At 65.0% G+C, this 23,121-nt stretch carries 23 protein-coding genes and 1 tRNA gene; 8 read left to right on the top strand and 16 right to left on the bottom strand.

Annotated features, from left to right (window positions below; translation table 11 throughout):
* Positions 1–4 precede the first annotated feature (4 nt).
* The 3 genes from FX134_RS11855 to FX134_RS11845 all read right to left on the bottom strand — a co-directional run bounded on the left by FX134_RS11855 (position 5) and on the right by FX134_RS11845 (position 2,463).
* Positions 5–502 carry a 3-isopropylmalate dehydratase small subunit gene (locus tag FX134_RS11855; RefSeq protein ID WP_080802175.1) on the bottom strand — a complete coding sequence of 166 codons (498 nt, stop codon included), beginning with the start codon at positions 500–502 and terminating at the stop codon, positions 5–7.
* Positions 503–552: 50 nt separating this feature from the next.
* Positions 553–1,821, bottom strand: coding sequence for a 3-isopropylmalate dehydratase large subunit (gene leuC / locus FX134_RS11850; protein ID WP_080802173.1), 1,269 nt, complete (start codon positions 1,819–1,821; stop codon positions 553–555).
* 180 nt (positions 1,822–2,001) lie between these two features.
* Positions 2,002–2,463, bottom strand: coding sequence for a spore coat protein SP96 (locus FX134_RS11845; RefSeq protein ID WP_080802170.1), 462 nt, complete (start codon positions 2,461–2,463; stop codon positions 2,002–2,004).
* Positions 2,464–2,688: 225 nt separating this feature from the next.
* Between FX134_RS11845 and FX134_RS11840 the strand changes: the two genes are divergently transcribed.
* Complete coding sequence (locus FX134_RS11840; RefSeq protein ID WP_080802166.1) at positions 2,689–3,876, top strand: IS110 family RNA-guided transposase; 1,188 nt, start codon at positions 2,689–2,691, stop codon at positions 3,874–3,876.
* 386 nt (positions 3,877–4,262) lie between these two features.
* On the opposite strand, the gene FX134_RS11835 is transcribed toward FX134_RS11840, so the two are convergent.
* From FX134_RS11835 to FX134_RS11825, 3 genes are all read right to left on the bottom strand, one after another.
* Positions 4,263–5,168: a peptidoglycan-binding domain-containing protein gene (locus tag FX134_RS11835; RefSeq protein ID WP_080802164.1), complete on the bottom strand. Its 906-nt coding sequence runs from the start codon at positions 5,166–5,168 to the stop codon at positions 4,263–4,265.
* 72 nt (positions 5,169–5,240) lie between these two features.
* Positions 5,241–6,290: a polyprenyl synthetase family protein gene (locus FX134_RS11830; RefSeq protein WP_080802163.1), complete on the bottom strand. Its 1,050-nt coding sequence runs from the start codon at positions 6,288–6,290 to the stop codon at positions 5,241–5,243.
* A 171-nt stretch (positions 6,291–6,461) separates the two neighbouring features.
* Positions 6,462–8,702, bottom strand: coding sequence for a helix-turn-helix domain-containing protein (locus FX134_RS11825; protein ID WP_080802161.1), 2,241 nt, complete (start codon positions 8,700–8,702; stop codon positions 6,462–6,464).
* A gap of 221 nt (positions 8,703–8,923) precedes the next feature.
* Here FX134_RS11825 and FX134_RS11820 point away from each other — a divergent pair, with 221 nt between their 5' ends.
* The 3 genes from FX134_RS11820 to FX134_RS11815 all read left to right on the top strand — a co-directional run bounded on the left by FX134_RS11820 (position 8,924) and on the right by FX134_RS11815 (position 11,540).
* Entirely contained in the window at positions 8,924–10,819 is a 1,896-nt protein-coding gene (locus tag FX134_RS11820; RefSeq protein ID WP_080802160.1) for an FAD-binding protein, read from the top strand.
* Positions 10,820–10,990: 171 nt separating this feature from the next.
* Entirely contained in the window at positions 10,991–11,164 is a 174-nt protein-coding gene (locus FX134_RS14615; RefSeq protein ID WP_172623468.1) for a hypothetical protein, read from the top strand.
* The gene (locus FX134_RS11815; RefSeq protein WP_080802157.1) at positions 11,157–11,540 is read left to right on the top strand and encodes a hydrogenase maturation nickel metallochaperone HypA/HybF; all 384 of its coding nucleotides are present in this window, start codon (positions 11,157–11,159) and stop codon (positions 11,538–11,540) included. The genes FX134_RS14615 and FX134_RS11815 overlap by 8 nt, the downstream gene beginning before the upstream one ends.
* Positions 11,541–12,117: 577 nt before the next feature.
* On the opposite strand, the gene FX134_RS11810 is transcribed toward FX134_RS11815, so the two are convergent.
* The 8 genes from FX134_RS11810 to FX134_RS11775 all read right to left on the bottom strand — a co-directional run bounded on the left by FX134_RS11810 (position 12,118) and on the right by FX134_RS11775 (position 18,408).
* Positions 12,118–12,202, bottom strand: a tRNA-Leu gene (locus FX134_RS11810).
* A 64-nt stretch (positions 12,203–12,266) separates the two neighbouring features.
* A complete protein-coding gene (locus FX134_RS11805; protein ID WP_080802153.1) occupies positions 12,267–13,232 on the bottom strand; it encodes a Ppx/GppA phosphatase family protein in 966 nt (321 codons plus the stop codon).
* A 9-nt stretch (positions 13,233–13,241) separates the two neighbouring features.
* On the bottom strand, positions 13,242–14,042 hold the full coding sequence (locus FX134_RS11800) for an FtsB family cell division protein (RefSeq protein WP_232050940.1): 801 nt from the start codon (positions 14,040–14,042) through the stop codon (positions 13,242–13,244).
* A gap of 359 nt (positions 14,043–14,401) precedes the next feature.
* Positions 14,402–14,782, bottom strand: a complete 381-nt coding sequence (locus tag FX134_RS11795; RefSeq protein ID WP_080802146.1) for a metal-dependent transcriptional regulator — start codon at positions 14,780–14,782, stop codon at positions 14,402–14,404.
* 437 nt (positions 14,783–15,219) lie between these two features.
* Positions 15,220–15,429 carry a hypothetical protein gene (locus FX134_RS11790; protein ID WP_080802141.1) on the bottom strand — a complete coding sequence of 70 codons (210 nt, stop codon included), beginning with the start codon at positions 15,427–15,429 and terminating at the stop codon, positions 15,220–15,222.
* A gap of 22 nt (positions 15,430–15,451) precedes the next feature.
* Positions 15,452–17,686, bottom strand: coding sequence for a ferrous iron transport protein B (gene feoB, locus FX134_RS11785; RefSeq protein ID WP_080802137.1), 2,235 nt, complete (start codon positions 17,684–17,686; stop codon positions 15,452–15,454).
* 133 nt (positions 17,687–17,819) lie between these two features.
* Positions 17,820–18,056 carry a FeoA family protein gene (locus tag FX134_RS11780; protein ID WP_080802130.1) on the bottom strand — a complete coding sequence of 79 codons (237 nt, stop codon included), beginning with the start codon at positions 18,054–18,056 and terminating at the stop codon, positions 17,820–17,822.
* A 55-nt stretch (positions 18,057–18,111) separates the two neighbouring features.
* Entirely contained in the window at positions 18,112–18,408 is a 297-nt protein-coding gene (locus tag FX134_RS11775) for a FeoA family protein (protein ID WP_232050939.1), read from the bottom strand.
* Positions 18,409–18,642: 234 nt separating this feature from the next.
* On the opposite strand from FX134_RS11775, the gene FX134_RS11770 reads away from it, so the two are divergent.
* The 4 genes from FX134_RS11770 (at position 18,643) to FX134_RS11755 (ending at position 21,292) form a co-directional block, all read left to right on the top strand.
* Positions 18,643–18,930, top strand: a complete 288-nt coding sequence (locus FX134_RS11770; RefSeq protein WP_080802127.1) for a type II toxin-antitoxin system Phd/YefM family antitoxin — start codon at positions 18,643–18,645, stop codon at positions 18,928–18,930.
* Positions 18,930–19,256: a type II toxin-antitoxin system RelE/ParE family toxin gene (locus tag FX134_RS11765; RefSeq protein ID WP_080802124.1), complete on the top strand. Its 327-nt coding sequence runs from the start codon at positions 18,930–18,932 to the stop codon at positions 19,254–19,256. Before FX134_RS11770 ends, FX134_RS11765 begins: the two co-directional genes overlap by 1 nt.
* 107 nt (positions 19,257–19,363) lie before the next feature.
* On the top strand, positions 19,364–20,911 hold the full coding sequence (gene thrC, locus FX134_RS11760; RefSeq protein ID WP_232050938.1) for a threonine synthase: 1,548 nt from the start codon (positions 19,364–19,366) through the stop codon (positions 20,909–20,911).
* 36 nt (positions 20,912–20,947) lie between these two features.
* Entirely contained in the window at positions 20,948–21,292 is a 345-nt protein-coding gene (locus tag FX134_RS11755; RefSeq protein WP_080802122.1) for a winged helix-turn-helix domain-containing protein, read from the top strand.
* A gap of 48 nt (positions 21,293–21,340) precedes the next feature.
* Here FX134_RS11755 and FX134_RS11750 read toward each other — a convergent pair whose 3' ends face one another.
* Together FX134_RS11750 and FX134_RS11745 are read right to left on the bottom strand one after the other, a co-directional pair.
* The gene (locus tag FX134_RS11750) at positions 21,341–22,000 is read right to left on the bottom strand and encodes a response regulator (RefSeq protein WP_080802119.1); all 660 of its coding nucleotides are present in this window, start codon (positions 21,998–22,000) and stop codon (positions 21,341–21,343) included.
* Positions 21,997–23,088: a sensor histidine kinase gene (locus FX134_RS11745; protein WP_080802117.1), complete on the bottom strand. Its 1,092-nt coding sequence runs from the start codon at positions 23,086–23,088 to the stop codon at positions 21,997–21,999. Before FX134_RS11745 ends, FX134_RS11750 begins: the two co-directional genes overlap by 4 nt.
* Between the last annotated feature and the right edge of the window lie 33 nt (positions 23,089–23,121).

The raw sequence follows: 23,121 nt of genomic DNA, 5'->3' as shown, positions 1-23,121 counted from the left end.
GGCCCTACTCCTTGCCCAGCTTCTCGCGCGTGCGGTTGATGAGGCCGCCGGCTTCGATGATCTCCTTGATGAACGGGGGGAACGGCTGGGCCTGGAAGGTCTGGCCGGTCGTCTCGTCCACGATGACGCCCGCGTCGGCGTCCACGCTCACCACGTCACCGGCCTTGATGGCGTCCACCGCCTCGGGGCACTCCATGATGGCGAGGCCCGTGTTGATGGAGTTGCGGTAGAAGATGCGCGCGAAGCTCTTGGCGATGACCACGTCCACGCCCGCGGCCTTGATGGCGATGGGCGCGTGCTCGCGCGAGCTGCCGCAGCCGAAGTTCTCGTCGGCCACGATGATGTCGCCGGGCTTCACGCGCTCGACGAACGACGTGTCGAGGTCCTCCAAGCAGTGTTTCGCCAGCTCAGCCGGGTCCGACGTGGTCAGATAGCGGGCCGGGATGATGACGTCGGTGTCCACATCGCGCCCGTAGCGATGCGCGGTTCCTTTGAAGTGCATGGTCGATCCTTTCAACATGTCCCAAATGGGGACAGTCCCCATTTGGGACACTAATCCAAATCTTCCGGCAGGGCGATGTGGCCGAGCACGGCGCTCGCGGCGGCGACGGCCGGCGAGGACAGGTAGACCTCGCTCGTGGGGTCGCCCATGCGGCCGACGAAGTTGCGATTCGTGGTGGCGATGGCGCGCTCGCCGGCGGCCAGGATGCCCATGTAGCCGCCGAGGCACGGGCCGCACGTGGGCGTGGACACGGCGCAGTTCGCGTCGAGGAACACGTCCATCAGGCCCTCTTCCATGCACTGGCGGTATACCTGCTGCGTGGCGGGGATCACGATGCAGCGCACGTCGGGGTGGACGGTGCGCCCACGCAGCACCTCGGCCGCCTGGCGCATGTCGGTGATGCGGCCGTTCGTGCAGCTGCCGATGACCGCCTGGTCGATTTTCACGTCGCGCGCCTCGGCCACCGGGCGCGTGTTCGACGGCAGGTGCGGGAAGGCCACCGTCGGCTGGATAGAGGCGGCGTCAATCTCATACACCTTCGCGTAGTGCGCGTCGGGGTCGGAATGGTACTCGGTGTAGGGGCGCTCGGTGCGGCCGTCCATGTAGGCGCGCGTCACGTCGTCCACCTCAATGAGGCCCGCCTTGCCGCCCGCCTCGATGGCCATGTTGGAAATCGACATGCGCTCGTCCATGTCCATGCTGCGGATGGCGCTGCCCGTGAACTCCATCGCGCAGTACAGCGCGCCGTCCACGCCGATCATCCCGATGATGTGCAGGATGACATCCTTGCCGGTGACGCCCGGCGCCAGCTCGCCCTCGATCTTGAACAAGAGCGACTCGGGCACCTTGAACCACGCTTTGCCGGTAGCGTAGCCCACGCCGGCGTCGGTGGAGCCCACGCCCGTGGCGAACGCGCCGAGCGCGCCGTAGGTGCACGTGTGGCTGTCGGCGCCGATGATGAGGTCGCCCGCGCCCACGACGCCCTGCTCGGGCAGCAGCGCGTGCTCGACACCCATGCAGCCCACCTCGTAGTAGTGGGTGATGCCCTGCTCACGCGCGAAGTCGCGCACGATCTTGGCCTGCTCGGCGCTCTTGATGTCCTTGTTGGGCACGTAGTGGTCGGGCACGAGCGCGATCTTCTGGGGGTCGAACACGCGCTCGACGCCGATCTTGCGGAACTCCTTGACGGCGATGGGGGCGGTGACGTCGTTGGACAGCACGAGGTCGAGATCGCATTCGATCAGCTGGCCCGGCTCGACGACGTCCAGCCCCGCATGGGCGGCGAGGATCTTCTCCGCCATGGTCATGGGACGTGGCATGCTTGCTCCTTTTGCTGCAGTGGGTCTCGTGGAAAACGCGGACATTGTACCACTCGCCCGCGCGCGCATGCGGAAGGGCCCCGCAGGGCCCTCCAAAGTCACGCGTATTTCCAGATTTCGTCAGGGGGAGGAGCGACCGCCGAGGCCGTGCGAAGCGACGGCGGTCGCAGGATCGATGCGTTACCAGGTGCCGTAGTACCCGTGGCCGTAGTCCATCATCCCGTACATCGCGGCCGAGATCATGCCGCCGATCATGAGGCCGATCAGGAAACCGAGCACGACCTGGATGGCGAAGCCGATGATGGCGAACTTGAGCGCGTCGCTCTTCACCTGCTGAGCCTTGTCGACGTTCACGAGCCACGCGAGGATGAGGCCGGGAATGCCCATGAGCAGGCCGATCGCAAGCCAGGCGAACTTCATGCCGCCGGTGAGCTGCATGAGCGGCGCGGGCGGGTAGAAGACGGGAGCCTGGGGCTGCGGCTGCGGCGCCGCGTACATCGGCGGCTGCTGCGGCTGCTGCGGCTGGGGCTGCGGCTGGGGCTGCGGAGGCGTCGGCGGAGCGACGGGAGGCTGCTGGAAGCCAGGGTCGACGGGCTGCGGCGGCTGGGGCGCTCCCTGGTCGTTGCGCTGCTCTTCGGTCATGGTGCACCTGCTTTCTGACGTGCGTCTCTGCGGTTCGCGTTCAGTATACGGCGCGCGCCCGCCCCGAGAAACGCCCACCATGGAACCGACACGCAAATACACCATATGGTGTAGGGGCGAGACAAAGGTGAGACAAAGACGATATGCCCATCGAGTGACGGACAGGCAAGGAAGCCCCGCTTGTTATTTCGCTTTGCCTCTTAGGGCACGTGGATTAACATCGGGATGGTCCAACAACCTGGCTGTCAGAGCCACAAACAAGAGAGGGGCTTCCCGATGGGCAAGTATACAACGTATGTGGGCATGGATGTGCATGCGCGTTCAATCGACGCACAGGCAATGAACATCGAGACCGGCGAGCACTTCAGGAAGACCTTCACCGGCTGCCCGAGCGCCGCAGACGTCGCCGAGTGGCTCGGGACACTCCCGCAGCCCGTGTACAGCGCCTACGAGAGCGGCTGCACGGGCTTTTGGATGGCGCGCGAGCTCACCGTGCTCGGCTTCGCCTGCGACGTCATCGCGGTATCCACGCTGCCGAAATCGACCAAGGACAAGCAGCACAAGTGCGACAAGCTCGACGCCAAGGCGATCTTAAGAGAGGTCGCCAACCCCGCCTCCGACTACACGACCGTCTGGATCCCCGATGAGAAGACCGAGGCGGAGCGCGATCTCGTGCGCGCCTACCGCGCCGCGGTCGACGCCGCCAAGCATGCCAAGCAGCGCCTGCTCGCCTTCTTGCAGCGTCACGGACGCGTATGGTGCGAAAAGACGAAGGCCGGCAGGGCCAAGAAAGCCTGGACGCGGGAGTTCGATGCATGGCTCAACAACATAGCATTCCAGGAGATCTCCGCTGAAAAGACCTTCGAGGCCTACAGGCGGCAGGTGAGGGACGCCTGCCGAGAAGTCAAAGAGCTCAAGGCGCTCGTGCGCGAGCTGGCCGGGAGCTCCGAGCACAAGCCCTACATCGACGCGCTCACTTTGCTCAAGGGCATCGAGGTGGAAAACGCGATGCTCGCACGTGTGGAGTTCGGCCTCTTCAGCCGCTTCGACACGGGGCGCAAGACGTCGTGCTGGCTTGGAACGATCCCTTCAAACGGCCCAAGCGGGCCTGTGGCAAGCCACGGCCACATAACGAAGGCCGGCAACAAGCACTTAAGACGAGCGCTTATAGAGGGGTATTCGGGGATCGCCGCATGGAAGTCCGGTCGCAAGGCGGTGCCCGAGGGGATAGGCGTATCGGGCGCCGTGCAGGCGATTGCGGCCAAGGCAAATGCCCGTCTCTATGAGCGCTACACTCACCTTCGAACCTGCGGCGCAAACGCCAACAAGGCCAAGGTCGCCGTCGTAAACGAGCTTGTCCGCTGGATCTGGGTCATAGGATGCGCGATCGAGAAAGAGCAGGCGAATGCGTAGCGCCGACATGCGGCGCATTCTCTAAAGACATCCCATCTGCTTGGAGCACGGACTCGAACAGGCACAGGTAACTCGCGACCGTCCCGCGCATCGAAAACATGCGGACAAAGACTTCCCCGTAAAAGATAAGCGACACTGCCTGACACAGAAGAATCGAAATATGAGCGGCTGCATAGCCGTATTCAAGGATATGAGAGTGAACCCGTTTGAGCGTCCGTATGATCGAGAGCCAAAGCTCCCGCACGCAGGATATGCACATGTCTTAAAGCCTCAAGCAGATTCGATGAGGCCTACCTCAGGAGTAGCTACCTGAGGTAGGCCGACCTATGTCAAAATTCGCACTTGACAACTCGATGGGCATATGAGGGACGGGGAATTTGTCTCCCTTACGAAAGCGCGAGGCAGAGGGCGTCGAGGAGGGTGATGGCGAAGTGCTGGGCGGAGCGGCCCGCGCCGGCATCCTCCCACATCTCGCCGGGAAGCTCCACGGCGATGCGCGAGGGCGAGGCGGCGTCGGCCACGCCGATGGCGGTCTCGAGGCGCAGCGACAGCGACTCCTCGTCCTCGAAGCTCACGCGCGGGACGCTCTCGAGCGTGCGCTCGTCGGGCAGGACGATGTGCACGAGCAGCATGGAATCGTCGGGGGCCACCAACAGCGAGTCGGCGCTCATGATCTTGGAGGCCGGGTTCGTGGCCAGCGCGAGGTTCGACATGCGCGACGCGACGCTGCGCGTGAACTCGTTCGTGCCGAACAGGCACAGCGCGTTGCGCTCGAGCACGTCGGCGGCGCGCGCGAAGCCCAGGTGGTTCGACCCGTGCACGGCCTCCTTGCCCTCCCACGAATGGTGGAGGTTGCGGATGGCGGCGTAGGTGTACGCGCCGGCGATGCCGTCCGAGGGCAGGCCGAGATTCAGCTGGAACTTGCGCAGCGCGAGCTCGGTGAATGCGCCGAAGATGCCGTCGGTCGCACCGCACGCGAAGCCGAGCGCGCCGAGCGCGTGCTGAAGATCGAGCACGTCGCGGCCGTGGAAGTGGGGCATGCGCAGGTAGAGCGTGCGATCGCCCAGCTGGAAGGATGCGTCGACGAGCGCCGACCACACCTTGCCGTCGACCTCGTTGGCCGCCGCGATGCCGCTGCGCTCGCAGAACGCGCGCACCGCCGCCGCAGTGGCGTCGCCGAACTCGCCGTCGATGGCGGAGGGGTCGAGCAGGCCGATGGTGGCGAGCCGCTGCTGCACGTCCTCGACAGCCGGGCCCTTGTCGTTTCGCTTGATGGTTTCCATGAGCGCCATGGTACCTCAACAAGAAAGCGCCGCCCCACGCTGGGACGACGCTTCCACCAAAGCAACAGAGCGAAGGGCGCGCTACTTCAACCTGTTGACGAACCAGTCGGCCATGCTGACCAGCAGGTCGCGGGCGCTTGAGGGGCGTACCATGTCGATCAAGCGGTTCTTCGCGATGCTCGTGAGGTTCTCGGCGTAGTTGCGCGCGTAGTCGACGCTGCCGGACGCCTCCATGATGGCCACGGCCTCGGCGAGCACGGCCTGGTCCTTCTCCTTCGACGAGAGGATCTCGATGAGGCGGTCGCGCTGATCGGAGTGCTGCAGCGCGTGCACCACCACGAGCGTGCGCTTGCCCTCGGTGATGTCGTTGCGGAAGTCCTTCTTCGTGGACTCCTCGTTGCCGATGAGGTTCAAGAGGTCGTCCTGGATCTGGAACGCGAGACCCGTGTCCAGGCCGTAGTTGCGCAGCGCCTCGATCTCGGCCTCGGTGCCGCCGCCGATGATGGCGCCGATGGCCAGCGGCACGGCGCCGGAGTAGTGCGCCGTCTTGTGCGTGGCCATGACCAGGTAGTCCTCCGGCGTGATGTCGTAGCGGCCGTCGCGCGCCCAGCCGATGTCGAGCGCCTGGCCCTCGATGGTGCGGCGCGTCATGTCGATGAGCTCGGTGATCACGCGCACCTTCGTGGCGTCGTCGAGGTTCTCGTCGGACACCACCGTGCCGTTCACCAGCGAAAGCGCGAGGTCGCCGGCGTTGATGGCCAGCCCCATGCCCTCGGTGAGATGCATGCACGGCTCGCCGCGGCGCAGCTCGGCCTCGTCGGCGATGTCGTCGTGGATGAGGGCGGCCGTATGGAAGTGCTCGATGGCCGCAGCGGCGCTCGTGGCGTGCACCATGTCGCCCCCGACCGCGCGGCAGGCCGCGAAGCAGATGAGCGGACGGTGGCGCTTGCCGCCGTTCTGGCTGTAGGCGTACAGCGGGTTGTACAGGTAGCGGTCCATGTCGGGGTGCGACCCGTGCGGGATGTACTCGTTCACCAGGTCGCCCACGCGATCGGCGTAATAGGAGAGGTACTCTTCGAAGGATTGGGGCGGCTCTTTCACCCCGGAGATGATCTGGTTGATGTTATCCATGGCGCTTTCTCGGTCGGCGACAAGTGATCGCCGACCATGGTAGCACAAGAAACCGAAGCGATTTCCTCGTCAAGCATGAGCGGCGCATTTTTCCGCTTTTCTTCGCATGAAGGCCGCAGAATATGCATCGTGCGGCGCGGGCGGCGTGCGATGAGGCTTCGGCGGCCAGCGTCATTTTTTCTTGCGGAATTGGGAAGGCGTCTTACCTGTGTGGCGCTTGAACGCCCGGCTCATGGTTATCGTGTTCGCGAATCCTACCGCTGCGGCTATCTCGTACACCGTCGCATCGGAGCCCTTGAGCAATTCGATGGCCTTGCCGATACGCAACCGATGCAGGTACTCGAGGAAGCCCATGTTCGTGTTGCTTTTGAACAACCTCGTGACGCTCGAGGCGCTCAATCCAAACTCGTCCACGATCCTCTGCGCACAGAAATTCTGATCCGCGTAGTTCTCGTTCAAGAACTCAACGATGCTCTCAAAGCGCTTCGTCGCATCGGTTTCCACGTTGCCAAGGTCGCGCACCTCCTCGATTGCCTCGATCAAATTGGCTTGGAACTCTTTCACATCGCGACTGCTGTTCACTTTACGGTAGACGGCATCGACCTGCTTGCTTGAAGCCGAGTTCATCTGGGGGGCATCGAGGAGGGCAAGGGCGGCCACGCTCTTGAGAAGGGCGAGGTCAGCTTCGCCGTAAGGACTCAACGCCTGGGGGTTCTGACTTTTCAGCGCCCTCAGATTGCGAAGCATGGCGCTCGCAGACAGCTTCGTGACGGATCGCGAGAACTCGTTCACCCGAGCGAAGTACTCGCTGGAAGACCCGACTCCCGCAGCCTCCGAGAAACCAGGATACGTCATGACCACGGCGTAACGCTCCTGCGAAAGACGGTAGGCCGCCATCCGCATGACCTCCTGATACGCGAAAGGCACTTCCGCGAACGAGTCCTTGGGACCGCTGACGTACACGGACAAGGCCGTCCCCTCCCCCATCAACGTCTCCTGCACGGAGAAACAGGCAGCTTCCACGCGGTCGACGAGTTCACGCCGCGCGCGAACCACCACGAGCATCATGCCGTTATCGGCCGTCCCCTCCACGCTTTCGGCGAAAAGCGCAAACGAGGTGCGCAGGATGCCGAGGACATGTTCGTTCAGCTCGGCGCTTGAGCATTGATCCGCCTCCGATTCCGCCTCGAAATCCACGTTCGCGCCGACCACCCAGTAGCTCATTCCCTCCTCATCCGTACCGTCATCGGGCTCGTCCTCACCCGGGCCGCTATAGCCCCTCAGCGTGTTGAGCAGCTGTATCCTGCCGATACGCTCCTGTTGGCTCTCGATGGTCTTCGTCATGGCGGATATCGAGTCGCTGATGACCTCGAATTCGTTCAAAGGCGACTCGGTCGCGCAATCGCCCTGTTTGCGCAGCTGACATACGATTTTGGAGATCTGGCGGTAGAAGCGCCGCGAAGACGCCAGGGCTATAACGACGCTCACGAGCATCAGGACGATCAAGCTGCCGTACATGATGGTGGCGATGTTCTGCTGCGCCCGCGCCACATCGTTGCCCACCACGACGCAAAACGCGGTTTTGGTGTCATCGAACAAAGTGTAGCAAGCGAGATAGGGGGAGCCGCCTCGTTGAAAATGGAGCGCGCCCGTGTCGCTTTCGTTCTCGACCAGATCCTCATAGTCGAGCCCCTCGAAAAGCGACGCGTCGCCCATAACCGCATGGCAATTGCCCAGGCAATCGAAATACGCAGCAGAAGCAGCTGGATCGATCGCCCTGAGCGAAGCGAGAAGGTCGGTTGCCTGAGGTCCCCCTATGCGAAGATACATCAAATACGCTCCATCGAGCAGCACTTGGATCCTCATGGCGGCCATGTTCCCTTGCTCGTCGTTCAGCAGGCAGGTGGTCGACTGCGCCATGTCGGTTTGCAGGTCGGCGAACCGGGGCAAAGCGCTCTGGATGCCGTCGGCAAACCGCTTGACCTCCTCATCTTCGAACGCGTCCCCCGTACTGGTCAGCGTGCGCACCCCGACGGAGAGGAGCACGCGGGTGGGCGATTCCGGAGAAGAATCCACTTCCTCTTGAACCGCCGCAAGCTTTTCCTGCAGTACTGCAACGTCCTTTGCATCCGCTTCATCCGATGCGGCCAATTCTGCTAGCACGCCATCCGACAGCAAGAGGTCGGCGCCCCTCTTCATCACCTCGTAAGTGAGTTGGCTTCTGTTGGGGTTGGTGGAGCAGAGCTTCAAGAGAGAGGCGAAGCTCTGCTCGAGCTGGTTATCGGCTGCCTTCATAGCGCCGCTCAAAGTGCTCACCGCCAACAGCAGCGGGACGGCGCTGAACAAAATCAACAGCACCGGAAGCAAGTAGAACCAAATGCCCTTCGCTTTCCCATGAGCGCGTCGTTCCATTTGAATCCCCTCCTTGAAGGCATTCTACCAGCTGCGAAACACGGGAAAGGCAGCGAGGGAGGAGGAAGGGCAGATCGGATTTTCCACAGCTTCATTTTTTGCATCGCCCCCTATGCCGGCAAATACGATGCGGGGGAAATACTGGCCTCTTGAGGAAAACCCCTCCCGTTTCTAGAGTTGTGCCCGCAGGGAGCGGTTCATCCGACAAGAAGGGATGCCTCATGACACAAGGAACCGGGATGCAAACAAGTAGAAGGACGTTCATCAAAGGGGCCGCCGCCGGTCTCGCAGGGGTTGCCTCGATGGGGCTGCTAAGCTCCTGCCAGCCGACCTCTCCGGACGACGCGAACGCGGATGCCAAAGTCGGATCGAGCGCAACGACTCCGGCCGCCTCGTCCTCAGGCCTTCCCCTCAACGGCTACGCCTCCGGCATCGACTGGTTGGGGGCGAAGCCGGAAATCTCAGATGATATGATCTCCGAGACGAGAACCTACGACGTCGTGGTGATAGGCACGGGCCATGCCGGAACGCAAGTCGCCCTCGCCGCGGCTGAGTCGGGCAAGGTGAGCGTTGGCGTGATCGAGGCTCAAACGGAAGAGGAATTCACCGAGAATGGCAGTGAAATCGGCGTGTTCAATTCGGAGGTGCTCCACGAACGCGACAGGGTGAACTACTCGGACATAGGCGAAGTGGTCAACGAGTACGTGCGCGTGAGCAACGGCAACGCGAAAGCGTCCATCATACGGAAGTACGTCGCCAATTCCGGCGCGATGTTCGACCATTGCTGGGAAGTCCTTCAGAAATCGGAACTCGGGCAGAAAATCTCGGCTCCCGGCTTCATGATCGTGCACACCAGCGTGAACGAGAATGGCGAATTCGATCCGGACATGTACCCCATCGACGAAGGCAACTCTAAAACCTGGGTGGGATGCGCCATGTTCAAAGTGCCCAACGGGAACACGGAGCTCGTTCCCCCTCGAGGCGCCTCCCATCACACCGGCCTCTGGCTCATCAGCTGCCTGATCGACGAAGCCAAAGCGCAGGGAGCGGAGTACCATTTCGGGCATAAGGGCATCGTCCTCGTGCAAGATGACGCGGGCAAAGTGACGGGCGTGATAGCGCAGGACGCCGGCGGGAATTACGTGAAGTTCGAGGCGAACAAGGCCGTTGCCGTCTGCACGGGAGACTTCAGCAACAACGGCGTGATGGTCTGGTCGCTCATCGAGGAGCTGGCCGAATACCAGATGAGGAACGGCAAGACGTTCGAAGACGCCATGGGCAGCTGGGTCGGTCCGTCAGGACGTGACGGCTCCGGGCACAAGATGGCTTGTTGGGCTGGGGGCATGATCGAAGAGTCCCCACGCGCCTGCCAGGACGCCGGCGGCGGCGCGACGGCTCCTTGGGGCTACTCCCCCCTTTTGCAGCTTAACGCCAACGGCGAGCGCTTCATGAACGAAGCCGACTACTATTCGTTGCGTACGACCTGCGCGCGGCAACCCAAGGGACTGATGGCCGTCGTCACAGATTCACAGTACCTGAAGACCATCGTCAAGGCCGGCGTGCACCATGGAGGTCCGGACTTCGCATGGGAGGGATCTTTCAAAGGCCTGACCGAAGGCATGACGACCGCCGGTCAAAACCCTGGGCCCGAGCCGAACATGGTTCCGAGCGCCGTCGTGGGAACGACGCCGGTGGAGGTCTTCTCGGCGAACACGATCGAGGAGCTGGCTGGATACCTGGGATACGAAGGCCAAGCTGCAGAGAACTTCGTGAATTCGGTGAACCACTACAACGAGCTGTGCGAAGCCGGATCGGACTCCGATTTCGGCAAGCGAGCCGACATGATGATCCCCGTGAACCAACCGCCGTTCTACGGGTGCGTGAAGGAGAACAACGGCGAACCCGGCCTGGGTCTGGTAACGCTGTGCGGATTGGTCACTGACGACGAGTTCAACGTGCTGGATGTGGACGGCAACCCCATTCCGGGGCTGTTCGTGGTAGGCAACACGCTGGGAGGGCGCTTCAGCCTCCAATACGCCACGCCTGTAGCCGGTTCGACATTGGGAATGGCTATGACCCACGGACGGCTGCTCGGCAAGCACCTCGCCGAGCTCTGACAAAACCCTCTCTCCCCTCCCAACGTCCCCGCTGCGAGTTCGCTCGCAGCGGGGCGACGTGCGTGCGATGAGGCCTCGGCGGCCCCGCCCTGTTCCAGCCAAAGCGAAACGATGACTTTACAGTCCTGGCGTTTCCGGATACATTCTACATTCTAAGGTGATTCTGATCGCATGCGAACCGGGGAGGGTATCGTGCGAAAAGACGGACTTCGGACGAAGCACGCCTACGTGGAGGCGCTGCTGGAGCTGAGCGAGCGAAAGCCGCTGAAGAAGATCACGGTGAGCGAGCTCATCGAGGCCACCGACACCGCGCACCTCGATCAGAAAGAAGGCGGCCATGCATGAGATGGCTCTTGTCCGCAGCGTCGTGGACATCGTGGTGGAGCGCGCCGAGGCGGCGGGCGTCGACAGCGTCGACGCGGTTTACCTGACCATCGGTTACGGACGCGACATCGTGGAGGACTACTTCGACGGGCTGTTTGCCTTCCTGGCGCGCGGCACCGTCGCCGAGCACGCGGAGCTCGTCATCGAGCGCGTGCCCGTCACCGCGCGGTGCAACGGGTGCGGCTTCGTGTTCCCGCTCGACGTGTTCGACCGCTCCACCTGGGCCTACCCCTCCTGCCACGCCGAGCGGAACTACCAGATCGTCTCCGGCAGGGAGTTCTACATCAGCCACATCGACGTGACCACGTCGAAAGAACTCGCCCGCGCGGCGGGATGAAACGACGACTCGCGCATCTCGTCTGAGCGAGCGAAGCGAGCTGAAGGATCTTCAGCCACGGACGCCCCGCTCGGCTGAAGATCCTTCGGCATGTCAAACGAGGGCTCAGCATCGGATTCTTGAAATCTTGGCCAAAATTTTCGAAATATGTACTTTCGCGACTATGCTAGGTCGAGACAATTTCCAAAACCCCAGGTCGGCATTCGCCCTGATGCGGCAGGACGGGCGAAATCCGGCGTTTACCGGCCCCGGAATACATATATCGAAAATTTTGGCCAAAAATCGCAGATTCGCGTGCATGGCTACCACCCCTGAGGGTAGCCAAGACAGAGGCCAGTGCAGCGGATTCGTCGATTTCTGAGCAAAAATTGCGATAAAATACCAATCTCGCAGCGTCTCGAAACGAGGCTCGAATGTTTCCCCTGCTCAGAAAAGCCGGCCGCAAACAGGCACCTTCCAAGACGGCCTTTTAGGCGAGCAGCCGGCTCTTCAGGTTCCCTTTATCGAAAATTTTGCTCAGAAATCGGGAAATCGGCTGCGCTGACGAGCCGCATTCCTCGAGGAGCGCGGAAATCGATGGTAGGGGCGGCGGGACTCGAACCCGCAAGACCGGAGTCGGAGGATTTTAAGTCCCCTGCGTATGCCAATTCCGCCACGCCCCCGCGTGGATGCCGCCGAAAACGACGACTCGCCTATGGTAGCAAACTTTCGCGCCGTCCGTCGGCGTCAGCGGGCGGCGTCGAGGATGATGCCGTGGAGGATGTCGGACTCGCTCACGGTGAACGAGTCGACGCCGGCCAGATCGAGCACCGTGCGCAGGATGACCATGCCCGCCACGATGACCGGCGCGCGGCCGGGGTCGAGGCCCACGATGCGCTCGCGCTCGGCGAGGGGCGCGCGGCGCAGCTCGTCGTGCACGGCGTCGAGCTCCGGCCGTGTGACCAGGGCCTTGTGCACGCGCGCGGTGTCGTAGACGCGCATGCGCTCGCGGATGGACACCACCGTGGTAGCCGTTCCCGCCACCGCAACCAGTCGCTCGATGGCGAAACCTGAGGCGCGCAGCTCGTCGAAGAACGGGCGCATGCCCTCCTCGGTCCACGCACGGGCCGCCTCGAGCTCCGCGTCGGCCGGCGGGTCGGAGGCCAGGAACTTCTCCGTCACGCGGCGGCAGCCGATGTTGAACGAGTGCGAGCGCGCGGGCTCGCCGCCGGCGCATCCGGCCACGACCTCGGTCGATCCGCCGCCGATGTCCACCACCAGCAGCCGCTCGCCCGCAAAGTCGCACGACGCGCCGGAGAACGAGAGCGCCGCCTCGCGCTGCCCGGGGATCACCGCAAGCCGGACGCCCTGCTCGGCCAGCAGCCGTTCGAACTCCTCCGCGTTGCCCGCGTCGCGGGCGGCCGACGTGGCGATGGCCGTCACCTCGATGGGACGCCCCGGCTCCTCGAAGCCGGCGAGCACGTCCTGGTAGCGCGCCACGGCGTCGAGGACGCGGCGCATGGCCGCGGGCTTGAGCACGCCCGTGGCGTCCACATCCTCGCCGAGGTTGGTGATGGCGTACTCCCGGTCCAGCTCATGCAAACGGCCGGCCCCGTCCACGTCGGCCACCAGCATGCGGCATGTCACCGTGCCGATGTCGATGGCGGCATAGCGGCCGGGGCGCGCGGCGGGGCGCTTCGCGGATGGCTCCATGGGACTCTCCTATTCGACGCCGAACAGCGGATCGAGGAACGGGGAATACCACGTCTCCGGCGTCTCGATGCTGTCGGAGGTGATGTTGGCGCGGAACGTGGGCGCCTCCTCGGGCAGGTCGAGCCCGCGCACGTTCGCCGTCTGCTCGCCCTCCTTCACCCAGCCCAGCTGCTCGTGGGCGCGCGCCTCGATGCCGGAGTCGGTCTGGAGCGCGTTGACGTCGCTTTGCAGCGCGTCGTTGCGATCCGAGAGCGCGGCGTACTCGGCTGCCAGGCGGTCGTGCTCGCGCAGGGCCTGGTAGTACTGCTGCGCGGCCGGGTAGAGGAACGAGCCCGACAGCACGAGGCACACGGCCAGCGCCATGGTGGCGATGAACGCGCGGGACGATTTGAGCGACGCGAGGAAGCCGAGCGGCGTGCGCCTCGTGGGCTGGCCGGACGCCTCGTTCTGCATGCGCGCCGCGTGGCGGTGCTTCGAGCCCATCTCGCCCTTGTAGACGGCGGCGCGGGGGCCGCCCTCGGGCGCGGGGTCGGACGCGGCGGAGTCCTTCGAGCCGAACTGGCGCTCGAACTTCCGCTCGGCCTTGGCCTTGCTGCGGGAGCGCTTGCGCTCGTCGCGGCGCGAGGTCTTCTCGGGAGCGCGCGGCAGCTCGGCGTTCGCGCGCGCGGGGCGCGGAGCCGTCTGAGCTGAGGCGCGCGCGTGGGCTCCCCGGGGAGGCGCCGTCACGTCGTCGTACACGTCGATGAAGCGGCCCGACCCGGCGCGCGGCACGGATTCGGCACGGAAGCTCCTCGTCGGGGAAGCCGGCATGCGGCGCGAAGCGTCCGAGCGGGCCGAAGGGGCCTGACGGAACGGCGATTCGAACACGGGGAAGTCGTCGAGGCGGCGCGCGGCGGAGTCGCGAGACGATGAGCTGGCACGACGCTGCGACGCGACATCGCGACGCGCTTCGTCGAACGAAAGTATATTCGTCTGCCGTGCCAGTGAAATGCGCCCCTTTTGCATCGTGGTTCGTTTAAAGTAGGTGTAATGCAGAAGCTGGCGCTAGCATACCACACCGAGGGCCGCCTCGCCACTGTGCGGCGCGCTCTCGGCAAGGCCGTAAGGGAGCCGTCAAACGGCGCGGATGACCCCGGTAAAACGAACGGCCGTCCGCGCACGGCGCGCGGCTAGAGGTCGAGGCGTTTGATATAAGAACTCCATTTTTCGAACGACTCGTCGCTGATGGCGTGCTCCATGAGGCAGGCTTCCTTCTCGGCCTGCTCCTCGGGAATGCCGAGCGCCCGGGTGAGGAACGTGAACAGCATGTGGTGCCGATCCAGAACGGACGTGCCGTAGGCGTACCCCTCGTCGGTGAGCGTGATGTCACCGTAATAGGGCTGGTCGGCGAGGCCTTTCTCCTTCAGCGAGGACACGGCCTTGTTCACCGAGGCCTTCGACACGCCGAGCTTCGTCGCGACGTCGACCGACCTCACCGACGCCTCCGTCGTGCCGCCGAGCATGACGATGGCCTCGAGGTAGTCCTCGTGCGACATGGACATCTTTTCCACGGAACCCTCCTTTTCGCGCTTGGGCCAATGGTACCACAGGGGCCCTGCGGGAGATGCGGGAGGATGAAAGGAGGAGGCCGGCGAGGGAAGGGGGGGGGATGATCCCTCGCCGGCTTGCTGTGCGCGGTGAACGGCCAGACGAGAGGAGCCTTCACCGCCGGGTCAGCAAAGAAGAGGAGGTGTCCTGCGGTTCCGCTTCCGAGTTTCGCTTGCTGCGGCCCCGCTGACATTTGTTAGTATAGGTTAACACCCGCGCGGCCGTCAATGGAAGTTCACCAAGGTTTACAATTCCTCCATATACGGGAGCGCGGTCGTGCAGAACGCATCTTCGCTCCGAAAACACGCCTCGTGCGCTGAGGCATGTTTTCGGAGCGAAGATCGAGGTCCGACAGCGGTTTCAGCACGGATGTTTCACGTGAAACATCCGTGCTGGACGATCAGAGGCGCTCGAGGTCGGCGGCTATGCGGTCGGCGGCGGCGCAGCCGGAGCAGCCGGCGCACCCTCCCCCGCACGCGCCGCCGTGCGCGTCGTCCTTATGGCAGTCGCAGGTGCCGTTGCGCTTGAGCCGACGCGCAGCCAGGAAGGCGAGCGCCGCCACGAGCGCGCCCACGATCACGGTTGCCGGGGTCATATCCAATGCGAGCATGGTCTTCCTTCCTTTCGGTGCCTTAAGCGGCGTTCGCGTTCGCCTCGGCCTTGAGCGCCTTCGCACGGCCTGAGGCCGCGTAGTCGGGCATGGGGCGGAACAGCTGGAACAGCATGCCGGCCGCCACGACCGCAGCGAGCACGGTCCAGCCGCTGAAGGCGAGCTCGCCGGTGATAAGGCCGCCGAACTGGTAGAGCATGAGCCCCACCGCCCAGCCGAACGCCGTCATGTAGCCGATGGCGAACCAGGTCCACTTCGCGCTCATCATCTGGCGGCGGATGGTGCCGATGGCGGCGAAGCACGGCGCGCACAGAAGGTTGAAGGCGCAGAAGGCCATGATGGCGGGGATGCTGCCGCCGAGCATCGCGGCGAAGGCGGCCCACAGCGTCGGGTCGGTCTCGCCCAGCTCGCCGACGGCGGTCATCACGCCCACGGTGGCCACGACGTTCTCCTTGGCCACGAGGCCCGTGACCGACGTGACGGTGGACTGCCAATCGCCGAAGCCGAGCGGCACGAACAGCCAGGCCAGAGCGTTGCCGAGGCCCGCCATCAGGCTGTGGTCCATGAAGCCTTCCATCTCCGGGTCGAGCATGCCGAAGGCGCCGCCGTAGAACCCGAAGTTGTTGAGGAACCAGATGACGATGGAGCTGAGGAAGATGATGGTTCCGGCCTTCACGATATAGCTCTTCACGCGCTCCCACGTGGACAGGAGCACCGACTTCACCGTGGGCAGGTGGTAGGCGGGCAGCTCCATGACGAACGGCGTGGCCTCGCCGGCGAACATGCGGGTCTTGCGCAGCATGATGCAGCTCACGATGATGGCCGCAAGGCCCAGGAAGTAGAACAGGGGCGCGACCCACCAGGTGGCCTCGTAGTCGCCGCCGGCGATGGCGCCGAACACGAGCGCGATGATGGGCAGCTTGGCGCCGCAGGGGATCATCGTGGTGGTCATGACGGTCATGCGGCGGTCCTTCTCGGACTCGATGGCCTTGGTGGCCATGACGGCGGGCACGCCGCAGCCCGAGGCGATCATCATCGGGATGAAGCTCTTGCCCGACAGGCCGAACTTGCGGAACACGCGGTCCATGATGAACGCCACGCGGGCCAGGTAGCCGCAGTATTCGAGGATGGACAGGAGCAGGAACAGCACGATGAGCTGGGGCACGAAGCCGAACACCGCGCCCACGCCGGCCACGATGCCGTCGAGGACGAGCGCCTGGAGCCAGTCGGCCGTGCCGATGGACGCGAGGAAGTCGCCGAGCACCACCGGGATGCCGGGGACGAACACCTCGCCGTAGAGCCAGCCGTCGCCGAAGAGGCCGTCGTTGGCCCAGTCGGTGACGAGCGTGCCCACCGTGGACACCGAGATGTAGTACACGAGCGTCATCACGATCACGAAGATGGGGATTCCCAGCCAGCGGTTGGTGACCACGCGATCGATCTTCTGGGTGGCGGTCATGCCCCGGGCGGCGCGTTTGACCGTCTGGTCCACCACGTGCGCGATGGCGTCGTAGCGCTCGCCCGTGACGATGCTTTCCGCGTCGTCGTCGAGCCTGTCCTCGAGCGCGGCGCGCAGGGCGTCGATGTCCTCGAGGTCGCTCTCGGGCAGGCGCAGGGCGTCGATGGTGCGCTGTTCGCCCTCGAGCAGCTTGACGGCGAACCAGCGGCGCGCGGCCGGCTTCACGCGGGAGCCGAGGATCTCCTCGATGCGGGCGACGACGTCCTCCACCGCCGCGTCGAAGCGCAGCCGGGGTTCGGGCGCGACGCCGGCCTTCGCGGCATCGCGCGCGGCTTTCACCACCTCGTCGAGGCCCTCGCCCTTGAGCGCGGCCGTCTCCACCACCGGGCAGCCCAGCTGCCGCGACAGCTTCGCCACGTCGATGGTGTCGCCGTTTCTGCGCACGAGGTCCATCATGTTGAGCGCCACCACCACGGGAAGCCCCAGGTCGAGGATCTGCGTGGTGAGGTAGAGGTTGCGCTCGAGGTTCGTCGCGTCCACGAGGTTGACCACCACATCGGGCTCGCCGCCCAGCAGGTAGTCGCGCGTGACGATCTCCTCGGGCGAGTACGGCGAGAGCGAGTACACGCCCGGCAAGTCCGTGATCACCACGTCCTTGTCGCGCGTGTGCTTGCCCTCTTTCTTCTCCACCGTCACGCCCGGCCAGTTGCCAACGTACTGGTTGGCCCCGGTCAGGTCGTTGAACGTCGTCGTCTTGCCGCAGTTCGGGTTGCCGGCAAGCGCAATCCTGATCGCCATGTTCCACCTTCCTAAAAGTTAACTGTTGCTAACTCGATGCCGAATAAAAAGCGCCTGCTCGCGCTGTGAGCCGTCCGGACGGGCCGGACGTTCGCCGCCCCGATGTTTCACGTGAAACATCCGTTCGGTTACGCTATGAGACGAGGATGCTCTCGGCCTCGCTTTTGCGCAGCGAAAGCTCGTAGCCGCGGACGGTGACCTCAAGCGGGTCGCCGAGCGGAGCCACCTTGCGCACGTAGACGTCAGTGCCCTTCGTGATGCCCATGTCCATGATGTGGCGCTTGAGCGCGCCCTCGCCCGCGAGCCGGCGGACGGTGGCCGTCTCGCCGATAGCCACGTCGCGCAGCGTCCTGTCCTGGGTGCCTGCCATGAATCCCTGCCTTTCCGAAACCGAGTGTTTCACGTGAAACATTTGTACGTGCGTATCATGCCGACGCGTTCGCCATGATGCGCGCGGCCACATGGCGATCGATGGCCACCTGAGCGCCCTTGACCTCCACGATGAGGTCGCCGGCCGACTCGGACACCACTTTGACCTGCGCGCCTGCGACGAAACCGAGGTTCTCCAGGTGATGGTGCAGCTCGCCCGAGCCGCGCACCTTCGCGATCACGGCCGACTCGCCGCCGCGCAGAAACGCGAGCGGCATGCAGCGCGTGGCCGGGCGGGCGGCGCCGAGGGCCTCCCTCGCGGTCGATCCCCGGGCGATCGTTGCGTTGTCCATAGCGGCTCCCATCGAGTTAGCTTCATGCAACAAAAAGTATGATAAGGGAAACTTCCGCAAAATGGAAGCCTAGGTTAACATTTTTTTGCCGAAGACGCCTCGCCGCCGGCCCGCCCACCCGTTCGCGCGGCGCGCAGTAGGGTGCGCATCTTATGGTTTTCACCGTTATCGCTACAGTATTTGTGCAAAATATCGTATAATTTCTGCACAAACCTAAGCACAAGGAGGAATGCCATGGTCATGCCCCTACCCGCCATCAGGCCTGTCAGCGATCTTCGCACCGACCTGCCCGGCATCTGCGACGAGGCCCGCGAGACCCAGCAGCCCATCTTCATGACGAAGAACGGGAAGGCATCCCTCGTGGTCATGGACTGCGACGCGTACGAGCGGCAGCGCCAGCACGACCGCTACGTCATGAAGCTGCGCGAGGCGGAGATCGAGGCCCGCTATCACCCCGAAACGGTGTCGCAGGCCCAGCTCGACGAGCGCATGGACAAGGTGTTCGCGACGTGGGGTGTGTGATGGCGGCTTTGAAGCCGGTGTATCGTCCCCGCGCCAGCTACGACATCGAGTCCATCGTCGTGTACATCGGCCAGGTTCTTGATTCCCCGAACGCCGCGCGGGCCTGGTACGAGCAGTTGAAGAACGCCGTGTCCCTGCTGTGCGAGACGCCCGACCTCGGCCGTCCCTTCGAAGACGACCGGCTCGCGCTCAAAGACCGTCGCAGCTTCCTCGTGGGCAAGTACCGGCTGTTCTACTCGTATTCCGCGGATACGCTCACTGTGTGGCGCGTCGTGCACACGACGCAGGACATGGACGACTACGCGCTCGTCGACCTCGTCGATTGAGGGCGCGCCGCGCGGGGAATTCTCCCGCCGGGGCAATTCGCGGCATAGTATACTGGGAGCAGATAATCAAGCGGTGGGATTTCGAGCAGAAAGCGCAGGACAAGGCTTTGAACCTCTACATCGACACGCGGGGCGCGGGCACCCGCCCGGTCACGTTCACGGAAGCCGTCGTCGACGGGCTGGCGGAAGGCGGCGGGCTGTACGTGCCCGAGAGCGTTCCCGAGCTCGGGCTCGACGAGATCGCGGCGCTCGCGCAGCTGCCCTACGCCGAGCGCGCGGCGGCCATCTACCAGGCCTTCGACGTCGACCTGCCCGCCGAAACGGTGGACGCCCTCATGGCGCAAGCCTACGGCGGGAACTTCGACGACGAGCGCATCTGCCCCATCACCACGCTCAACGCCACCACCCACGTGCTGGAGCTGTGGCACGGCCCCACGAGCGCGTTCAAGGACATGGCGCTGCAGTGCCTGCCGCGATTCTTCTCCGCCAGCGCGGCTCAGCTGCGCGAGCAGGGCAAGCTCGACCACGAGTTCATGATCCTCGTGGCCACCTCGGGCGACACGGGCAAGGCGGCGCTCGAGGGCTTCCGCGACGTGGACGGCGTGGCCATCGGCGTGATGTACCCCGACGGCGGCGTGAGCGACATCCAGTTCAGGCAGATGGCCACGCAGCGCGGGCGCAACGTGCAGGTGTGGGGCGTGCGCGGCAACTTCGACGACTGCCAGACCGGCGCGAAGAACGTGTTCGGCGACGAGGCCTTCGCGAAGAAGCTGCAAGCCGAGCACGGCGTGGCGCTCTCCAGCGCGAACTCCATCAACTGGGGACGGCTCATGCCGCAGATCGTGTACTACGTGTCGGCCTACGCGCAGCTCGTGGCCGACGGGAAGCTGGGCCTGGGCGACGAGCTGGACGTATGCGTGCCCACCGGCAACTTCGGCAACATCCTGGCCGCCTACTACGCCAAGCGCATGGGTGTGCCGCTGGGCATGCTCTTCTGCGCCAGCAACGAGAACCGCGTGCTCACCGACTTCATCAACACCGGCACCTATGACATAAGCGAGCGCGACTTCGTGCTCACGCCATCGCCGTCCATGGACATCCTCGTGTCGTCGAACCTTGAGCGCCAGCTGTTCGAGCTGACGGGCCGCGACGCCGAGGCCATCGCCGGCTGGATGGCCGACCTGCGTGAGCAGCGCCGTTTCCGCGTGGACGAGGGCACGTATCGCCAGATGCGCGGGCTGTTCGCCGCCGACTCCGTGGACAACGCCGCGTGCCTGGGCACCATCAAGCGCGTGCTCGACGAGCACGGCTACCTGCTGGACCCGCACACGGCCGTGGCCTACCAAGCCGCCGAGAACCTGCGGGGCGAGAACCCCGTGCTGGTGGTGAGCACCGCGCACTGGGCGAAGTTCGGCGACAACGTGTACCGCGCTCTGCACGGCATCGCGCCGGGCGAGCCCCTGCCGGCCGACGTGGCCGCGCTCTCGGGCTGCGCGCTGAACGAGCTCGTCGCCGAGGAGGCGGGCAAGCGCGACATCCCGCGCGGCCTGGCCGAGCTCGATGCGCTGCCCGTGCGCTTCACCGAGATCATCGATGGCGGCACCGACGACATCGAGGCGGCGGCCATGCGCTTCCTCGCCACCCTGGACGACTGACGCGCGGCGTCCTGCCGCCGGAAAAGGACGGAAACCATGAGCGAACTCGAGAACCTCAAACCCACCATCAGGCTTTCCATCATGAACCCCGGCTCCGAGAGCGGGTCGCTGTTCGGGCGCGGCATCGCGAGCCTGTGCCTGGGCGTGCGCGAGTCCGGCTCGCTCAACGCGGCGGCGAAGGGCATGGGCATGGCCTACAGCAAGGCCTGGCGCATCATCAAGGAGACGGAGGCGGCGCTCGGCATGCAGTTGCTCAACCGCGACGGCGCGCACGGCAGCGAGCTCACCGAGGACGGCGGCAAGCTGCTCGACGCGTACCTCGCCATCGAGGAGCGTCTGCAGCACGAAGCCGAGGAGGAGTTCGCGAATCTGCTCAAGTGAGCGGGGGCTTGACGCCGTCCCGTCCCTCTGTCACGCCCCCCCTTTGTCTCACGCGCGGTAGTAGGCTATGGCCAGCTGAGTGCGGTTCTTGAGGGCGAGCTTCTGCAAGATGGCGCTGATGTGGTTGCGCACGGTGCCCTCGCTCAGGTAGAGGCGCGCGGAGATCTCCTTGTTGTCCAGGCCCTCGGCCACCAGCTCCACGATGGCGCGCTCTCGCTCGGTGAGGGCTTCGAGACGCGCGGGTTCGGGAGCGGCCGGAGAGCCGCCGCGCATGAGGGCGTCCACGCGGCCGAGCACTTCCCCACCGAGCACGCTCTGACCGGCCATGACCGAGCGCAGCGCCGGCGCGATGGTGGCCACCTCCTGCTTGATGAGGTAGCCCTTCGCCCCCAGGCGCAGCGCGCGCACGATGTACTCGTCGTCGGAGAACGTGGTGAGAAACACGATGCGCGCCTGCGGATGCGCGGCCAGGATGCGCTCGGCCGCGTCGAGGCCGCCCGTGTTCGGCATCTGGATGTCCATGAGCAGCACGTCGGGGCGCTCGCGCTCGTAGAGGGCGCACGCCTCCTCGCCGCTGTGGCCCTCCCCCGCCACGAGCACGTCGGGCTCGGCGCCTAGAATGGTAGCCAGCGACGTGGTGACGAACGGGTCGTCGTCCACGAGGCACACGCGGATGGGCTCGGCGGAAGCTGCGGGCGATTCGCTCATGCGGGGTCCCCTTTCGGAACGGTGACGAACACCCTGAAGCCGTGGTCGAAATCGATGCGGCACCGGCCGCCGAGGGCGCGGGCGCGGTCGGCCATGGTGGAAAGGCCGATGCCGCGACGGGCGCGGGGCGCGTCGCCCAGCACGTCGGACGGCGGCGCGACGGTGCCGTTGTCGTGGACGACCAGGCGGAAGAACGCCGGGTAGGACGCCACCGACACGGACGCACGGGTCGCGTCGCCGTGGCGCGCGGCGTTGGAGAGCGCCTCGCGCACGATGGCGATGAAGCAGGCGCCCACGTCGGCCGGCACGTCGTCGGCGCGGAAATCGACGTCCACGGCCAGCGCGCCGCACGAGCGCGCGACGTCGCGGATCTGCGTCTCCAGGTCGAACGCGTCGTCGTGCAGGTCGTGCACGCTGGTGCGCACCGTGCTCATGGCCTCGTGCAGCGTGCCCCCCACCTGCGCCAACTCGGCGCGCACCTGCTCATCGTCGCGATGCACCACCTGCAGCGCCTCCACCTGCATGATGGAGCGCGTGAGCAGATGCCCCACGTTGTCGTGGATCTCGCGCGCGATGCGGCCGCGCTCGGCCAGCGTGGCCAGGCGCACCTCCAAATCCTGCCGCTCGCGCAGGCCGCGGTTCTTCTCTTCTAAAGCGAGCGACGTCTCCTGTACGTCGTCGCGCAGCCGGCGGTAGGCGGCCAGCTCGTGCTGGGTGCGACGCGCGCGGAACGACAGCAGGAAGGACACGGCGCATACGAGCACGACGAGCAGCGAGGCCGCAAAGGGAAGCCGCGCGAAGGCGGCGAGCAGCGGAAGCGCCCAGCATGCGCGCACGGCCGGATGGTCGTCGCGCACGAGGTCGTACACCGCGAGGGGCAGAAACGCCACGAAGGCCGGCCACGCGAGCGCGGCGAGCGCGAAGGCGAGCGCCGGCAGCGATGCGAAGCGCGGCGGCAGGACCTCGCCGAGCGCCGCCGCGCCCACGGCAACGAGCAGCGCCACCAGCAGCGCGACGCTCCACGGCAGCACGAGGAAGCTCGCCAGACAGCATGCGAGCACGATGGCCTTGTCGACGATTCTCTCCATGGGGGCCATGGTAGCAGGTCGCGCGCAAGCGCA

This window comes from Arabiibacter massiliensis, assembly GCF_902386925.1.
Classification (GTDB): Bacteria; Actinomycetota; Coriobacteriia; order Coriobacteriales; family Eggerthellaceae; genus Arabiibacter; species Arabiibacter massiliensis.
The sequence above is the reverse complement of the archived record's forward strand: the minus strand, read 5'-3'. Positions and strand labels throughout refer to the sequence as shown.

Excerpts from the sequence above, each read along its gene's own strand:
- FX134_RS11855 (WP_080802175.1), bottom strand. The coding sequence starts at position 502 with ATGCACTTCAAAGGAACCGCGCATCGCTACGGGCGCGATGTGGACACC.
- leuC (WP_080802173.1), bottom strand. The coding sequence starts at position 1,821 with ATGCCACGTCCCATGACCATGGCGGAGAAGATCCTCGCCGCCCATGCG.
- FX134_RS11845 (WP_080802170.1), bottom strand. The coding sequence starts at position 2,463 with ATGACCGAAGAGCAGCGCAACGACCAGGGAGCGCCCCAGCCGCCGCAG.
- FX134_RS11840 (WP_080802166.1), top strand. The coding sequence starts at position 2,689 with ATGGTCCAACAACCTGGCTGTCAGAGCCACAAACAAGAGAGGGGCTTC.
- FX134_RS11835 (WP_080802164.1), bottom strand. The coding sequence starts at position 5,168 with ATGGCGCTCATGGAAACCATCAAGCGAAACGACAAGGGCCCGGCTGTC.
- FX134_RS11830 (WP_080802163.1), bottom strand. The coding sequence starts at position 6,290 with ATGGATAACATCAACCAGATCATCTCCGGGGTGAAAGAGCCGCCCCAA.
- FX134_RS11825 (WP_080802161.1), bottom strand. The coding sequence starts at position 8,702 with ATGGAACGACGCGCTCATGGGAAAGCGAAGGGCATTTGGTTCTACTTG.
- FX134_RS11820 (WP_080802160.1), top strand. The coding sequence starts at position 8,924 with ATGACACAAGGAACCGGGATGCAAACAAGTAGAAGGACGTTCATCAAA.
- FX134_RS14615 (WP_172623468.1), top strand. The coding sequence starts at position 10,991 with ATGCGAACCGGGGAGGGTATCGTGCGAAAAGACGGACTTCGGACGAAG.
- FX134_RS11815 (WP_080802157.1), top strand. The coding sequence starts at position 11,157 with ATGCATGAGATGGCTCTTGTCCGCAGCGTCGTGGACATCGTGGTGGAG.
- FX134_RS11805 (WP_080802153.1), bottom strand. The coding sequence starts at position 13,232 with ATGGAGCCATCCGCGAAGCGCCCCGCCGCGCGCCCCGGCCGCTATGCC.
- FX134_RS11800 (WP_232050940.1), bottom strand. The coding sequence starts at position 14,042 with ATGCCGGCTTCCCCGACGAGGAGCTTCCGTGCCGAATCCGTGCCGCGC.
- FX134_RS11790 (WP_080802141.1), bottom strand. The coding sequence starts at position 15,429 with ATGCTCGCATTGGATATGACCCCGGCAACCGTGATCGTGGGCGCGCTC.
- feoB (WP_080802137.1), bottom strand. The coding sequence starts at position 17,686 with ATGGCGATCAGGATTGCGCTTGCCGGCAACCCGAACTGCGGCAAGACG.
- FX134_RS11780 (WP_080802130.1), bottom strand. The coding sequence starts at position 18,056 with ATGGCAGGCACCCAGGACAGGACGCTGCGCGACGTGGCTATCGGCGAG.
- FX134_RS11775 (WP_232050939.1), bottom strand. The coding sequence starts at position 18,408 with ATGGACAACGCAACGATCGCCCGGGGATCGACCGCGAGGGAGGCCCTC.
- FX134_RS11770 (WP_080802127.1), top strand. The coding sequence starts at position 18,643 with ATGGTCATGCCCCTACCCGCCATCAGGCCTGTCAGCGATCTTCGCACC.
- FX134_RS11765 (WP_080802124.1), top strand. The coding sequence starts at position 18,930 with ATGGCGGCTTTGAAGCCGGTGTATCGTCCCCGCGCCAGCTACGACATC.
- FX134_RS11755 (WP_080802122.1), top strand. The coding sequence starts at position 20,948 with ATGAGCGAACTCGAGAACCTCAAACCCACCATCAGGCTTTCCATCATG.
- FX134_RS11750 (WP_080802119.1), bottom strand. The coding sequence starts at position 22,000 with ATGAGCGAATCGCCCGCAGCTTCCGCCGAGCCCATCCGCGTGTGCCTC.
- FX134_RS11745 (WP_080802117.1), bottom strand. The coding sequence starts at position 23,088 with ATGGAGAGAATCGTCGACAAGGCCATCGTGCTCGCATGCTGTCTGGCG.